Source organism: Marinobacter sp. ATCH36 (genome assembly GCF_023555055.1).
Lineage (GTDB): Bacteria > Pseudomonadota > Gammaproteobacteria > Pseudomonadales > Oleiphilaceae > Marinobacter.
In genome coordinates this window covers 890,478-904,182 of record NZ_JAMJPL010000001.1, presented here as the reverse complement: position 1 = coordinate 904,182, position 13,705 = coordinate 890,478, and the positions used below count along the sequence as shown (strand labels likewise).

Genomic DNA, 13,705 nt, shown 5'->3' with positions numbered 1-13,705 from the left:
TGTCAATTTCGTTAGCTCACGAATCACTTTCTACCGCAAGCCGGGGATTTTCGCAATCCCGCTGCCATCGATCAATTGTGGATTGGCGGAACTTCTTTTGACAGGGCCTGTTTTTCCACCGCATAGCGACCGGTAACCGCGAATCCCAGGATCTCACCGGCATCGCTCTTGAACAGGGCTCGAACATCCTGGCCGTCGGCATCCACATCCCAGTTTCCGGTCACATCGGGCGGTGGCGGACAGACGGCCGTCGGGCAACAGGGGGTCTTGACCATAACCGGCATGGTGCCGTATTTCACTTCGGTTCTTTCACCCGACAGGGTTTTCGCCAGCGCACGGGCACAGGTCATCAACGGCATGACATAAAGCAAAACGTGGCCATCCACTTCCGCGCAGTCACCAAGGGCATAAATATCCGATGCGGATGTTTCCAGCGCCCGATTCACGACAATTCCCCGGTTGGTTTCAAGGCCAGCCGCAGCAGCCAACTCCGTGCGGGGCCTGAGCCCCACCGCTGAAATCACCAGGTCGGCCTCAAACTCCTCACCATTGGCCAGCGTCAGGTTCACTCCATCCCCCGTGGCGGCAATCTGTTCCACCACGGTTTCCAGGTGAAACCTCACCCCCAGGTTTTCAAGACCACTGCGCACTGCTTCTGCGGCGGGCGGGGGCAGCAGCCCCGGCATGACGGTATCCGAGGGCGCGATCACATCCACCTCGTAGTCGCCATTGCGCAGGTCATTGGCAAATTCACAACCAATCAGGCCAGCGCCCATGATGGCCACCCGTTTTTTCCCCTGCAGAGCTTTGCGGAAGGCACGATAGTCCACCAGATCATTAATGGAGAACACGTGCTCATGACCGTCTCCGGCGATGGACAGACGAATGACATCCGCACCCCAGGCCAGAACCAGCTTGCTGTAGGACAGTCGCTCATCCCCCAGCACCAGTTCATGGGCGCCCGGATCAATACCCGTAACGGTGGTGAAGGTGCGCAGGTCCAGGTTGAGCTGCTCAACCATGGCATCGGCTGATGCCTGGGCAAGCTCATCGGCTTCCTTGCCCTTGGTAAAGCCGGTAGAGAGCATGGGCTTGGAATAACTGAAGCCGTCATCCGCCGTCACCATAACGATCGGCGTGTCCTTGTCCTGTTTACGAATTTCCTTTGCCAGCGTGTAACCCGACAATCCGGTTCCAACAATCACGATGGGGGCTTCTGTGCTCATTACCTGCTCTCCGACTCTGTTTTACACACCGGCATCATCAGCCGATTTCGATCATCTCAAAATCTTCCTTACCCACACCGCAGTCGGGGCATTCCCAGTCCTCAGGCACATCCTCCCACGCAGTTCCGGGCTCGATACCATCATCCGGCCAGCCCTCGGCCTCATCGTAAATAAATCCGCACACAACGCATTGCCACTTCTTCATAGCATTTCTCCATAACTCATCTTGGCGCGATAATAATTGTCCGGCGACCATCATACCCACCGCCGCAGCGTTGACCAATGCCGGTGCTGACGGGCGTTCCACCGGTTTTGTGCCAATAGCCATAAATACCGACGATTCGCAATACATAAGCCCCCTCCCTTCGACGCCCCTCCTCCGGTATAATCCACCGTTTTACGACAGGACCCGACCTTTATGACCGACACCGTCGCAGAACTTAATCAGGTAATGGCCGAGGCCGACTGCCTGGTGAGCGAAGAGCAGGTACAGGCCGCCGTTCAATCCCTCGCGGACACGATTACCGGGCGCCTGAAAGACACCAACCCCCTGCTGTTCTGCGTGATGAACGGCGGCCTGATCCTTACCGGCCAACTGCTGCCCAGGCTGAAATTCCCGGTACAGGCGGAATACCTCCACGCTACCCGCTATCGCCAGGAAACAACCGGCGGCATACTGGAATGGAAACTGCGACCGGAAGCCGATATGAATGGCCGCACTGTGCTGATTGTCGACGACATTCTCGATGAAGGTACGACTCTCTGTGCCATTGCGGATTACTGCCGCGCCCATGGTGCCAAAGAGGTCCTGACCGCGGTACTGGTGGACAAACAGCACGACCGCAAGGCAAAGCCCAACCTGAAGGCCGACTTCACCGGGCTGGAAGTGGAAGACCGCTTCCTGTTTGGCTACGGCATGGACTACAAAGGCTACTGGCGCAACGCCCCGGGAATTTATGCCGTCAAGGGACTCTAACCCTGTTCGCATCCCCCCAACCGACTGGTACCGCTCGTTCTCGGCAGCCGGGTTGATCAATCCGGCGGTACACGGGCCGCTTGGCCACTGGCTGAAACTGGAGGGCTCACTGACTCGCGCACTGCAGCTTCAGTGCCGCGAAAGCTTCCATGTCGACATCATTCAGGAGGGTTTTGCCCGCCCTACCCTGGAAGAAGCCCGCACGCTGGGCATCCCCGTTCGCCAGAATGCCTGGGTACGCGAAGTCTGCCTCAACGGCGATAACACGCCCTGGGTGCTCGCTCGTACCATCATTCCCCTGGCGACCCTGTCAGGACGTGGCCGCCGTTTGCGCAATCTTGGCCGCAGGCCCCTGGGCGCCTACCTGTTCAGCAATCCGGAGTGGCAACGGGGAGCCTTCGAAACCGGGCTGTGCCGGCGTAGCTGCAACGCCCAGCCACTGGCAGCACGTCGGTCCCGATTCTTCAGTGGCAACCACTCGCTACTGGTGGGCGAATACTTCCTGCCCACTCTGATAACCTGTCACCCGAACACTGTTTAATTCCACCCGTTACGGATCAAGCCCATGTTGCCCAATGCCGTGCCCGCACACATACAGAACCGCCTCACAGACTACGCCCGCCTGTTGCGACTTGATCGCCCGATCGGCAGCCTGCTTTTGCTGTGGCCAACGTACTGGGCTTTGTGGCTGGCGGCTGACGGCTTCCCCGGTATCGGCAATTTTATTGTATTTACCCTGGGCGTTTTCCTGATGCGTGCTGCCGGCTGCGCCATCAACGATTTTGCCGACCGAAAGGTGGACCGCCACGTAAAGCGCACCAAAGACCGCCCACTGACCTCCGGCCGCATTGAAGCCTGGGAGGCTGTGGCCCTGTTCGCAGGCATCTGCCTGCTTGCCTTCCTGATGGTGGTGCTGTTCACCAACACGCAGACACTGTACCTGTCGTTTGGCGGCGTGGTTCTGGCCTTCATTTATCCGTTCATGAAGCGCTATACCCATCTTCCACAACTATTCCTCGGTGCCGCCTTTTCCTGGGCCATCCCCATGGCCTGGGCCGCCGAAGCCGGTGAAGTTACGCGAATGGCCTGGCTACTGTTTACCGCCAACGTGCTCTGGACCGTCGCCTACGACACCCTTTACGCCATGGTCGACCGCGACGACGACATCAGGATTGGCATCAAGTCCACGGCCATTCTTTTTGGCGAGGCTGACCGCGCAGTGATTGCTGTACTTCAGGCGATGGTGGTGCTGATTCTTGCCCTGGTGGGCAAACAGGCCGATCTTGGCGCTTTTTACTACCTCGGACTTGTCGCCATGGCCTGCCTGTTTGTTTTCCAGCAACACCTTGCCCGTTATCGGGACCGCGAGGGGTGCTTCAGAGCTTTTCTCAACAATAACTGGGCGGGCTTTGCTGTCTTCACCGGTTTGTTGCTGGACTTGATCATCCGCTGAGCTAACAAATCCGAACTCAGGCCGTTCCTGTCATATACTTGTAACACTACCCGGTTGTAATGAGACAGCAACAATTCAAGGTCTGACACAGGTTAATGCTCATGACTGGAAAAACTGTCCTGATCGTCGATGACGAGGCACCTATCCGCGAAATGATCGCCGTTGCCCTCGAAATGGCCGACTACGACTACCTTGAGGCAGCGGATGCCCGCGAAGCGCATGCCTTGATTGTCGATAAACAGCCCGATCTCATACTTCTGGACTGGATGCTTCCCGGCACCAGTGGTGTTGAACTGGCGCGTCGCCTGAAGAAAGAAGAGGCTACCGCTGAAATACCAATCATCATGCTGACCGCCAAGGTCGAGGAAGACAACAAGATCCAGGGCCTGGAAGTGGGTGCGGATGATTACATCACCAAGCCTTTCTCCCCCAGGGAACTGGTCGCCCGGCTCAAGGCGGTTCTGCGTCGTGCCACCCCGCCCGGAGTGGAAACGCCCATCGAGGTGGACGGCCTGACACTGGACCCGGTAGGTCACCGTGTCACTACGGCAACCGGCGCGCTGAACATCGGCCCCACGGAATACCGGCTGCTACAGTTCTTTATGACACACCAGGAACGGGTCTATACTCGCTCACAACTGCTTGACCAGGTGTGGGGCGGGAATGTCTACGTTGAGGAGCGCACCGTAGACGTCCACATACGCCGTTTGCGTAAGGCTCTTGGCGACCAATACGATCACCTGATTCAGACAGTGCGTGGCACCGGCTACCGATTCTCAACCAGAGCAGCATAACCAGCGCCGGGAAAAGACTCAGGGGCAGCAGTAATGCAACACAACTGGTCAAAGTATGTGCGATGGATTATCGCATTCCTGATCGCCTGCACAGCAATCGGGCTCTTCTTTGGCGAACCACTATACGGGCTGACCGCAGGACTTCTGGCTTACCTGTGGTGGACCCTTGCCCAGGCCAAGCGCCTGTACCAGTGGCTCGGCAGCCCCGGTGGCAGTGATGAGGCCCCGCTGAGTGTAGGCCTCTGGGGCGACATTTTCGACGGCCTCCACAAACTTCACCAGACCCACCTCCGTACCCAGGACAAACTCCGCGCCCAGATCAACCGGGTCCAGGAGTCCACCAATGCCATGCGTGATGGCGTGATCATGACCGACTCGCGTGGTGCCATGGAGTGGTGGAATGGTTCGGCGGAACATTTGCTAGGATTTCGCCGCAGCTCGGACCAGGGCCAGTTCATCCATAACCTGATCCGCAACCCGGCCTTCAAGGCCTATTTCGACTCCCGGGACTACCGCGAACCTCTGGAGCTGAACTCACCGGCACGGCCTCATATCCATTTACAGATCCAGATCAGTCTGTTTGGCGACGATGATCGGCTGATTGTGGCCAAGGACGTTACCCGTCTGTTCCAGCTTGAGCAGATGCGGCGCGACTTTGTCGGCAACGTATCCCATGAAATGAGGACGCCTTTGACCGTCATCAGCGGCTACCTGGAAACCCTGGTGGATAACGCGGATGATTTGCCCCCCAAATGGCGACGGGCGATCAACACCATGGCTCAGCAGTCCACCCGCATGGAGGCATTGATTACCGACCTGATCCTGTTATCGAGGATTGAAACCGGGGAGCAGACCATCAGCGATGCAGTAACCGATGTCAGCGCCATGATCAACCAGATCTGTCACGACGCCAAAGCCCTCAGTGGTGATCAGGGGCATGTCTTCAGCGTTAACCTTTCGGAACGCCATTTCATCACCGGCGATGAGAGTCAGCTGCGAAGTGCCTTTTCCAACCTGATTTTCAATGCGGTGAAATATACCCCGCCGGGTGGGCAGATTACCGTTACCTGGAGTACTGATCGCGAAGGCGCACACCTGTCAGTGAAAGATACCGGCATCGGCATTGATCCGGTCCACATCCCACGGCTCACGGAACGCTTCTACCGCGCCGACCCCAGCCGGCACAAGGAAACCGGGGGGACCGGCCTCGGGCTGGCAATCGTCAAGCATGTTCTGCTGAACCATGACGGACGGCTTGAGATACGCAGCCGTATTGGCGACGGCAGCGAGTTCATCTGCCACTTCCCCCGGGAGCGACTGGCGGAGCAACTGCCTGAAACAGCATCCTGACGGCCTCCTCCGCGAACTTGCCTGCCACTTCGATAACGACACACACATGGCCACGGGAAACCCGGGGTTAAAGAATTGTCACCGAAAGCAGCCATCAACGGTATTTAAGGGCAGCAAAAACAGGCTACCATGAGCCTGACCCATCCACTCCAGACCGAGGTTCAGCGTGCCGACCATATTAACAGGGACTCTTGCAGGCAAACGGATGATTCACCAGCTGTCACTTGCAGGGCTGCTGGCTTTGGGAAGCCTGCCCGGCATCGCCCACAGCAATACTTCAGAAGACTTCCCCCAGTGTATCGAAAGGCTGGAAAGCCAGGCGATTGATGCCGGCGTATCATCGCAGACTGCCAAGGAAGTACTTGCCAGTGCCGAATACCTGGAGCGAGTCATCGAGCTCGACCGACGCCAGCCGGAATTCACGACCACCTTCGCCGACTACCTCAACCGCAGGGTAAACGATCAGCGCGTCAGCAGTGGTCGGGACCTGCTAAAGGAACACCGGGAACTGCTCGCGCGGGTCACTCGTGAAACCGGAGTCCCCGCTCCGTACCTGGTGGCTTTCTGGGGGCTGGAAACCAACTTCGGTGCCTATTTCGGCAAGATGCCGGTACCCAGCTCCTTGGCTACACTGGCCTGTGACCAACGCCGCAGCGCTTTTTTTACCGAACAATTGATTGCTGCCCTGCGAATCATTGACGAAGGCGCAATACCCGCTGACCAGATGGAAGGTTCCTGGGCCGGTGCCATGGGCCACGTCCAGTTCATGCCTACCGTTTTCCTGCGCCACGCCGTGGACGGTGATGGTGACGGCAAGCGGGACCTGTGGAACAGCCTGCCGGATGCCATGATGTCGGCTGGTAACTTTCTGGAAGATCTGGGATGGGATGGCGATTACCGCTGGGGGCGGGAGGTTCTCCTGCCGGAAAATTTCGATTATGAGCTGGCGGATGGCCGCAGGCTTTCACTGGAAGAATGGCGGAAAATGGGTATCACCGACGCATTCGGCAACGCCCTTGCCAACGAGCCCATCAAGGCCTCTCTGGTGGTCCCATCTGGCCACCGCGGGCCGGCTTTCCTCGCCTACAAGAACTTTGGCGTGATCATGGGCTGGAACCGCTCCGAATTCTACGCCATCGCCGTGGGGCATCTGGCGGACCGGATTGCGGGCGCCGGAGGGCTACAGAACCCTCCCCCGGAAGATCTGCCGGCCTTGTCACGGGATAACATACTCGCTATCCAGCAGGCTCTGAATGAAGAAGGCTTCGACACCGGCGAACCCGACGGCATTATGGGCCCCGATACCCGCTCAGCCATCCGAAGCTATCAGGCCGCCAATAATCTTGTAGCCGACGGTTATCCCGGTGATAGGGTTCTGGAATCTCTTGGTGTGACGCTATGACACGACAAAAGTGTCAGATTTTTATACATACCAATAACGAATAACCCATAACTTACTGTAATTTAAATGATTTATTTTTTGGCACATATTTCGCATCTATGACTGAAATCGCTACACGAACTACCTGTATCGAATCACGACAATTGGAAATATGGGCTCGACTATGAAGTTATTTTTGAAAGGAATCATCGGCGGTACGTTGCTAGCCTTAACCACAAGTGTGGCGGCTTTTCCAGTAACCATGAGTGATGTCAGTGGTGAGTGGATAGACCCTCAAGGTGCAGGCGCGAGTGACGCCAGTACTTCTGACAGTCTTGGCTACTCGTGGATTACCTGGGGTTCGGATTACTCCAAAAGTGTCTACGGATTCAATGGTGTCGACGGTTCAGTAGAGATATCCAACTCAGATGCTTTCGTTTTGGGCGCCTTCAAACACCATAACAACCCCATCCCCGAATACAGCGATATCACCAGCGTTTCCTTGAAAGTTTCCGCATCATTTGACTCCAGCGCTGGAAACTCGGGGCCCCAAACGGGAGTTTTCGAGTTTTTCCATGAAGAAACGCCCAACTCGAAAGACTGTTTATTCTTTTTCTGCTGGTATGACGATGACTCGAAAGACATCGTGACTTTTGATAACTCAATTACAAGTTCCGAATTTCAATTGGGAAGTGAGATCTATTCCCTCGAACTAATCGGTTTCAAAGATCGTGAGTGCACTTCGGCATGGTTTGGCGAACGCTGCGAAACCACTGTCAGTGACAGCCTCGAAACGCAAGAAAAACAGTGGAACAAAGCCAAGTTACTTGCCAAGCTGAACGTCCGGACTGTAGAAGTACCTGAACCCGGCACCCTCGCCCTCCTTGGACTCGGATTGAGTGGCTTCGTTCTGGCACGCCGTCGAAAAATTTAACACTACTGAAAGTCAACATACGCAGCCGCCGGAGAGTATATTCCTCCCGGCGGTTTTCTTTCTGCAACCCAACCAACCACACCCCGTGATCCAAAAGCCGTTTCCACGCATAATACCTGTCGGACTCCACTGACAAGGTCTTAACCCCGATGGACTCGATTACCCAGGCTGCACTTGGCGCCTCGCTGGCCGGCGCGGTTGCCGGAAAAACCCTTGGCCGTTCGGCATTGCTGATCGGCGCGGCTCTGGGCACGCTGCCGGATCTCGATGTGGTTATTGACTATGGCACCGCTGTGGCAAACTTTACCCAGCACCGGGGCTTCAGCCACTCCCTGTTCATCCTGTTTCCGCTTTCAGTTCTTATCGCCTATGCGTTGCACCGATGGCGCCCGGTTCTCAGTTACAAACGCTGGTTCGCGGTCACCGGCCTGGTATTATTGACGCACCCGCTGCTTGACGCTTTCACCACCTACGGCACCCAGTTGTTCTGGCCCTTTGGCTGGCCCGTTGCCATCAGCAGCATCTTCATTATCGATCCGCTCTACACCCTGCCCTTACTGGCCGGCATTCTGGTTTTCCTGGTCCGAGGCCAACACACCAGGGCGGTTGTCATGGGTCTTATGGTATCGACGCTCTATCTTGGCTGGAGCTTCACCGCCCAGCAGATCATTTCCGACCGGGTCGAGCAAGCGCTGGCACAGGAAGGTCTCCAGGACGCACCGCGAATGGTGCAGCCAATGCCTTTCAACACGGTATTGTGGCGTGTCACTGTTATGGATAGTGATCGGCGGGTGGAGATCGTCACCGGTTTCCTGGACGGTGACAGACCTATCGTTCTGGAACATTTTCACCGCAATCCCGATCTGGCCGAAGCTGCCCGCTCCCTGCCTGAGGGACAACGGCTCGAGTGGTTCACCCGGGGTTTCCTGCAGTACCAGATAGACGACGGTAAGCTGACAGCCACTGATATCCGCTTGGGTATACCCGGAGCGCACCCGTTTACTTTTATCCTGGCGAACGATGATGGTAACGGGTTCAAGCAACAACCCAGTTCGCAGATGGAGCGTCCGGCAATCAAGAGCGAACTTCTGGGGGTGCTCTGGTCGCGAATGACCGGCTCGGCGCAGGTGCTATGCCTTGCCAGCCTGACATTACCACCGCCCGGTGAAGGCTGTACCTGAGCATGCGATTGGATTATTTCATAGCCAACGCCACGGCGCTGTCGCGACGGGATGCGAAGAAGGCGATCAGTGCCGGCCGGGTGCAGGTGGATGAGAAAGCCTGCCGCAAGGCCGGCACACCGGTCTCCCCGGAGTCTCTGATCACCCTTGAGGGTGAACTCCTGTCGCTGCCCGTCGAGCGCTACCTCATGCTTCACAAGCCCAGCGGCGTCATCAGTGCCACCACAGACAGCCAGCAACCCACCGCGCTGGACCTGCTGCCAACGGACCTGCGTCGAGGGCTGCACATCGCCGGACGGCTGGATGCAGACACCACGGGACTGTTACTGCGGACAACCGATGGCCAGTGGTCCCACCGGATAACCTCTCCCAGAGTGAGCTGCCCCAAGACCTATCGGGTCACACTCAGTGAGACCATAGACGCCGGGGCCATTGCCCTGCTGGAACAGGGCGTTTTACTGCGTGACGAGCCCACACCCACCAAACCCGCGAGCGTCTGCAGATTGGATGAACGGTTAATAGATCTGACAATCTCAGAGGGGCGATACCACCAGATAAAACGAATGCTGGCGGCGGTAGGCAATCATGTGGAAGGCCTTCACCGATGGCAAATCGGAGCCATCGTTCTGGACCCGGAACTGGCACCAGGACAATACCGTGAGCTAACCGCCGAAGAGGCGCGTTCCGTGGCCTGATCAGGTCCGCTCGAACCGCTGTGCCTTCAGGTTCTTGCGTACGGAGCCGGCTTCGAACACCTCACCGTTCATGGCGATATAGACCCCATGGGGCAGCAACGTCAATGCTGCCCAGGCAAAGCCAATATTGAAAACCGCATCACTGCGACGCATCCGGGCCGGCTGCATAGCGCCGGTGAGCACGATGGTTTTGCCGCTGACCGGCAACAGCGCCCTCGCCGTATCTGGCATGGTGTCGGTGCCGTGAGTGATCAGAACCTGCTCCGCGGAACTACGGCTGACCGCAACCCTGACTGCCTCGCGGTCCTCATCTGTCATCTCCAGGCTGTCCATTCGCATCAGGCCTGTGACCGAAAAGCCGTCTCGGATATTGGATTCTGCAAGCAGTTCTGTAATCAGGCTATCTCCGATTTCAAACTCACTGTTGGCATCAAAATACACCTTGTCAATGGTGCCGCCGGTGGTGAAAATTTCGATCATTGGTCAATATTCCTGATAGATTCGGTGTCAGTTCACACTCGCAGAGGTGCCGTCAGAGGCCGCATAAGCGGCGTTCTTTTTCCGCTCATACGCCCGCGCCGCTGCAGCAACACTTCCGCCAGCCCCGGTGGTCAGCCATCGCTTGATCCGCCCCGCGTCCCCCATGGGCGACCGGGTTCCCAGAGAGTCCAGCATTACTGTGATGACAGGCCGGCCATCCATTTCGGAAAGCATGACCAGACAGCGCCCTGCCTCGGACAGATAGCCGGTTTTGCTGACACCCACGCCCCAGCTTTCGCGGTGCACAAGAATATTGGTGTTACCGAATGCAAGACGGTAGCGGGGTTGCCGGAAGCCGGCAGTAAAGTAGCGAGTGGTGGAATACTCCCTGATCTGGGGGTACTTGCTGGCAGCCCTGACAAGGCTAACCAGGTCCGACGCCGTGGAGCGGTTTTTAACCGAAAGCCCGGTGGGGTCCACAAACCGGGTGTTCAACATACCCAACTCCCGGGCTTTCACATTCATTGCTTCGACAAAGGCGTCGTAGCCTCCCGGATGGTGGCGAGCCAGGGTATAAGCCGCGAAGTTCTCTGACGACATTAACGCAATCCGCAGCACATCGGCACGTCGTAGCTCAGATTTTTCACGAATGCGGGTATAGGCGTTTGCGGGTGCCGGGATATGACGCGACTTGAACTCCAGCCATTCACTCAGTGGCTCCCCGGACTCCATCACCACCAGAGCCGTCATCAGCTTTGTTATGGAGGCAATAGGCACAAGGCGGTCAGCGTTTTTGCCATAGACCAGCTCATCTGCATCCGCATAAGCCACCGCTGCGTTGACCGAAGCCAGTTGCAACTCTGCCCTTTGCGCTGCGTTAGCAGGGGAAAACATCACCAACAGCAACGCCGCCATCGCCATTAAACCGACGGATCGGATCATCACATCAACCTTTCTTATTACATTCAGGGTTTGTCTGTCACCGCGCCTTCCGAGGCCGAGCTAACCGTTCGCGCATACTTGGCCAGCACGCCGCGGGCAAATCGTGGGGCCGGCTCTGACCAGGCTGTACGGCGACGCTCCATCTCCTCCCCGGAAACATCCAGCTCAATACGGTTGGCAACGGCATCTATGGTGATTGTGTCGCCATTCTCAACCAGTGCCAATGGACCACCTTCAGCGGCTTCCGGCGTGATATGGCCGACCACAAAGCCGTGACTGCCACCGGAAAACCGCCCATCAGTGATCAGCGCCACGTCGCTGCCCAACCCTTTGCCCATGATCGCGGACGTAGGTGTCAGCATCTCCCGCATACCCGGACCACCTTTTGGCCCCTCGTAACGGATCACCAGCACATCCCCGGCCACAACAGTGCCGTCCATGATCCGCTCCTGGGCCTCTTCCTCGGAGTGAAACACCCGCGCCCGGCCGGTGAAATGGGTACCTTCCTTGCCGGTAATCTTGGCCACCGCCCCCGTGGGCGCCAGGTTGCCGTAGAGAATACGCAGGTGGCTGTCTGCTTTGATCGGGTTATCAAAGGCATGAATGATGTCCTGACTTTCCGGATAGGGCGCCACATCCCTCAGGTTCTCGGCCAGAGTCTGCCCGGTGACGGTCATGCAATCACCATGGAGCATACCCTTGTCCAGCAGCATCTTCATCAGCGGCTGTATGCCACCGATGGCCACCAGCTCCGACATCATGTAGTGGCCACTGGGGCGCAGGTCCGCAAGGACAGGAACCCGCTTGCCGATCTCCACGAAATCGTCCAGCGACAATTCAACCCCGACAGTACTGGCCATAGCCAGCAGATGCAGCACGGCATTGGTGGAACCGCCCAGGGCGATCACCACGGTAATCGCGTTTTCAAAGGCTTCCCGAGTCATGATGTCGGACGGTTTGATATCCCTGTCCAGCAAGTTGAGCACCGCCGCGCCCGCCGCCCGGCAGTCCGCCGCCTTGGTATCGGAAATGGCGTTCTGGGCCGAACTGCCCGGCAGGCTCATGCCCATGGCCTCAATGGCGGAAGCCATGGTATTGGCGGTGTACATGCCTCCGCAGGAGCCGGGGCCGGGGATCGCCGTTTCCTCGATCTGCTTTACCTCGATCAGATCCAAATCTCCACGGGCATGGGCGCCCACCGCCTCGAAGACCGAGATAATGTCTGTATGGTTCTTCCCGGGCATGATGGTGCCACCATAAACAAACACCGAGGGCCGGTTCAGTCGCGCCAGCCCCATCATGCAGCCTGGCATGTTCTTGTCGCAGCCACCGATGGCGACCAGGCCGTCAAACCCTTCGCACCCGGCCACGGTTTCGATGGAATCGGCGATCACCTCCCGCGACACCAGCGAGTACTTCATGCCCTCGGTACCATTGGCAATGCCATCAGACACGGTAATGGTATTGAACGTCAGGCTTTTACCGCCCGCCTCATCGGCGCCCGCGGCGGACTCTTCCGCAAGCTGGTTGATGTGCATGTTACAGGGAGTCAGGTTGCTCCAGGTGGAAGCTATACCGATCTGGGGTTTGCGGAAATCGTCATCCGTGAAGCCCACAGCCCGCAACATGGCGCGGCTTGCCGATTTACCCAGACCATCCACCACTGGGGACGAGTAGCGGCGGCGTTTGTCTTCTGTCATCGCATTGTTCTCCTGTTTAACCACCGGTAAGCCCGGCCTTGTTGCTGCTTTGAACATGAGATTGGCAGAAACACCCCCTGACAGCAACACGCCCTGCCCCCAGTCCTGGCCTGGCCCCCGGCTGAATGATACTGTACGCGCTCTCGTATCTGGTGAGCCCCCTGTGTCGGCTCACCCCTTTTATCGGAGCCTCACCCCGTCCATGAGATTCATTATCCGTTATTTTTTCCGCACTCTCCGCCTGGTCCTGACCCCGTTTATGTTGATCAGCGAAAAAGTCAGCACTCCGAAGAGTGTCCAGCGCCCCCCTGAAGAACAGGCTCGTGTGGATAGCGCCTGCGACAATCTGGCGCTTTACCAGTTCACGGCATGTCCGTTCTGTATCAAGGTCCGTAAGGAAATGGCACGCCTGGGGCTGAATATCGAAACCCGGGACGCCCAACACAACGAGAGTCACCGTGAAGCCCTTGCCGCCGGCGGCGGACGCGTCAAGGTGCCCTGCCTGATGATTCGCGGGGACAGTGGCCATGAGCAGTGGCTGTACGAGTCTGACGACATCAAGTCCTGGCTACAGCAGCGGTTTGAATGAGCAA

Annotated in this window: 15 protein-coding genes; 10 read left to right on the top strand and 5 right to left on the bottom strand. The window is 57.5% G+C overall.

From position 1 onward, the window contains the following. Window positions 1–71: 71 nt before the first annotated feature. Both M8010_RS03985 and M8010_RS03980 read right to left on the bottom strand, forming a co-directional pair. A complete protein-coding gene (locus M8010_RS03985; RefSeq protein ID WP_250089006.1) occupies window positions 72–1,226 on the bottom strand; it encodes an NAD(P)/FAD-dependent oxidoreductase in 1,155 nt (384 codons plus the stop codon). A 37-nt stretch (window positions 1,227–1,263) separates the two neighbouring features. Beyond that, the gene (locus tag M8010_RS03980) at window positions 1,264–1,431 is read right to left on the bottom strand and encodes a rubredoxin (protein ID WP_150911405.1); all 168 of its coding nucleotides are present in this window, start codon (window positions 1,429–1,431) and stop codon (window positions 1,264–1,266) included. A gap of 213 nt (window positions 1,432–1,644) precedes the next feature. Between M8010_RS03980 and M8010_RS03975 the strand changes: the two genes are divergently transcribed. From M8010_RS03975 to M8010_RS03935, 9 genes are all read left to right on the top strand, one after another. After that, entirely contained in the window at window positions 1,645–2,202 is a 558-nt protein-coding gene (locus M8010_RS03975; protein WP_250089005.1) for a hypoxanthine-guanine phosphoribosyltransferase, read from the top strand. Further along, the gene (locus M8010_RS03970) at window positions 2,183–2,743 is read left to right on the top strand and encodes a chorismate--pyruvate lyase family protein (protein ID WP_250089002.1); all 561 of its coding nucleotides are present in this window, start codon (window positions 2,183–2,185) and stop codon (window positions 2,741–2,743) included. The genes M8010_RS03975 and M8010_RS03970 overlap by 20 nt, the downstream gene beginning before the upstream one ends. 24 nt (window positions 2,744–2,767) lie before the next feature. Then, a complete protein-coding gene (ubiA, locus tag M8010_RS03965) occupies window positions 2,768–3,655 on the top strand; it encodes a 4-hydroxybenzoate octaprenyltransferase (RefSeq protein ID WP_250089001.1) in 888 nt (295 codons plus the stop codon). Between the two features lie 101 nt (window positions 3,656–3,756). Next, a complete protein-coding gene (phoB, locus tag M8010_RS03960) occupies window positions 3,757–4,449 on the top strand; it encodes a phosphate regulon transcriptional regulator PhoB (RefSeq protein WP_250088999.1) in 693 nt (230 codons plus the stop codon). 33 nt (window positions 4,450–4,482) lie between these two features. Then, window positions 4,483–5,799 (top strand): phosphate regulon sensor histidine kinase PhoR, encoded by a 1,317-nt coding sequence (gene phoR / locus M8010_RS03955; protein WP_250088998.1) that lies wholly within the window; start codon window positions 4,483–4,485, stop codon window positions 5,797–5,799. Between the two features lie 205 nt (window positions 5,800–6,004). Further along, window positions 6,005–7,201 (top strand): lytic murein transglycosylase, encoded by a 1,197-nt coding sequence (locus M8010_RS03950; protein WP_250088996.1) that lies wholly within the window; start codon window positions 6,005–6,007, stop codon window positions 7,199–7,201. Between the two features lie 163 nt (window positions 7,202–7,364). Then, window positions 7,365–8,114: a THxN family PEP-CTERM protein gene (locus M8010_RS03945; RefSeq protein WP_250088995.1), complete on the top strand. Its 750-nt coding sequence runs from the start codon at window positions 7,365–7,367 to the stop codon at window positions 8,112–8,114. A gap of 149 nt (window positions 8,115–8,263) precedes the next feature. Continuing rightward, the gene (locus tag M8010_RS03940; protein WP_250088993.1) at window positions 8,264–9,295 is read left to right on the top strand and encodes a metal-dependent hydrolase; all 1,032 of its coding nucleotides are present in this window, start codon (window positions 8,264–8,266) and stop codon (window positions 9,293–9,295) included. Between the two features lie 2 nt (window positions 9,296–9,297). Further along, window positions 9,298–9,990: a pseudouridine synthase gene (locus M8010_RS03935; protein WP_250088992.1), complete on the top strand. Its 693-nt coding sequence runs from the start codon at window positions 9,298–9,300 to the stop codon at window positions 9,988–9,990. Here the strand turns inward: M8010_RS03935 and M8010_RS03930 are convergent, their stop codons facing one another. The 3 genes from M8010_RS03930 to ilvD are packed head-to-tail and all read right to left on the bottom strand — an operon-like array spanning window position 9,991 to window position 13,112. Continuing rightward, the gene (locus M8010_RS03930; protein ID WP_250088990.1) at window positions 9,991–10,470 is read right to left on the bottom strand and encodes an asparaginase domain-containing protein; all 480 of its coding nucleotides are present in this window, start codon (window positions 10,468–10,470) and stop codon (window positions 9,991–9,993) included. A 27-nt stretch (window positions 10,471–10,497) separates the two neighbouring features. Further along, the gene (gene pbpG / locus M8010_RS03925) at window positions 10,498–11,412 is read right to left on the bottom strand and encodes a D-alanyl-D-alanine endopeptidase (protein WP_250088989.1); all 915 of its coding nucleotides are present in this window, start codon (window positions 11,410–11,412) and stop codon (window positions 10,498–10,500) included. 23 nt (window positions 11,413–11,435) lie between these two features. Further along, window positions 11,436–13,112 (bottom strand): dihydroxy-acid dehydratase, encoded by a 1,677-nt coding sequence (ilvD, locus tag M8010_RS03920; protein ID WP_250088988.1) that lies wholly within the window; start codon window positions 13,110–13,112, stop codon window positions 11,436–11,438. 202 nt (window positions 13,113–13,314) lie between these two features. On the opposite strand from ilvD, the gene M8010_RS03915 reads away from it, so the two are divergent. Continuing rightward, window positions 13,315–13,701 carry a glutaredoxin family protein gene (locus M8010_RS03915; RefSeq protein ID WP_250088987.1) on the top strand — a complete coding sequence of 129 codons (387 nt, stop codon included), beginning with the start codon at window positions 13,315–13,317 and terminating at the stop codon, window positions 13,699–13,701. Window positions 13,702–13,705 lie beyond the last annotated feature (4 nt).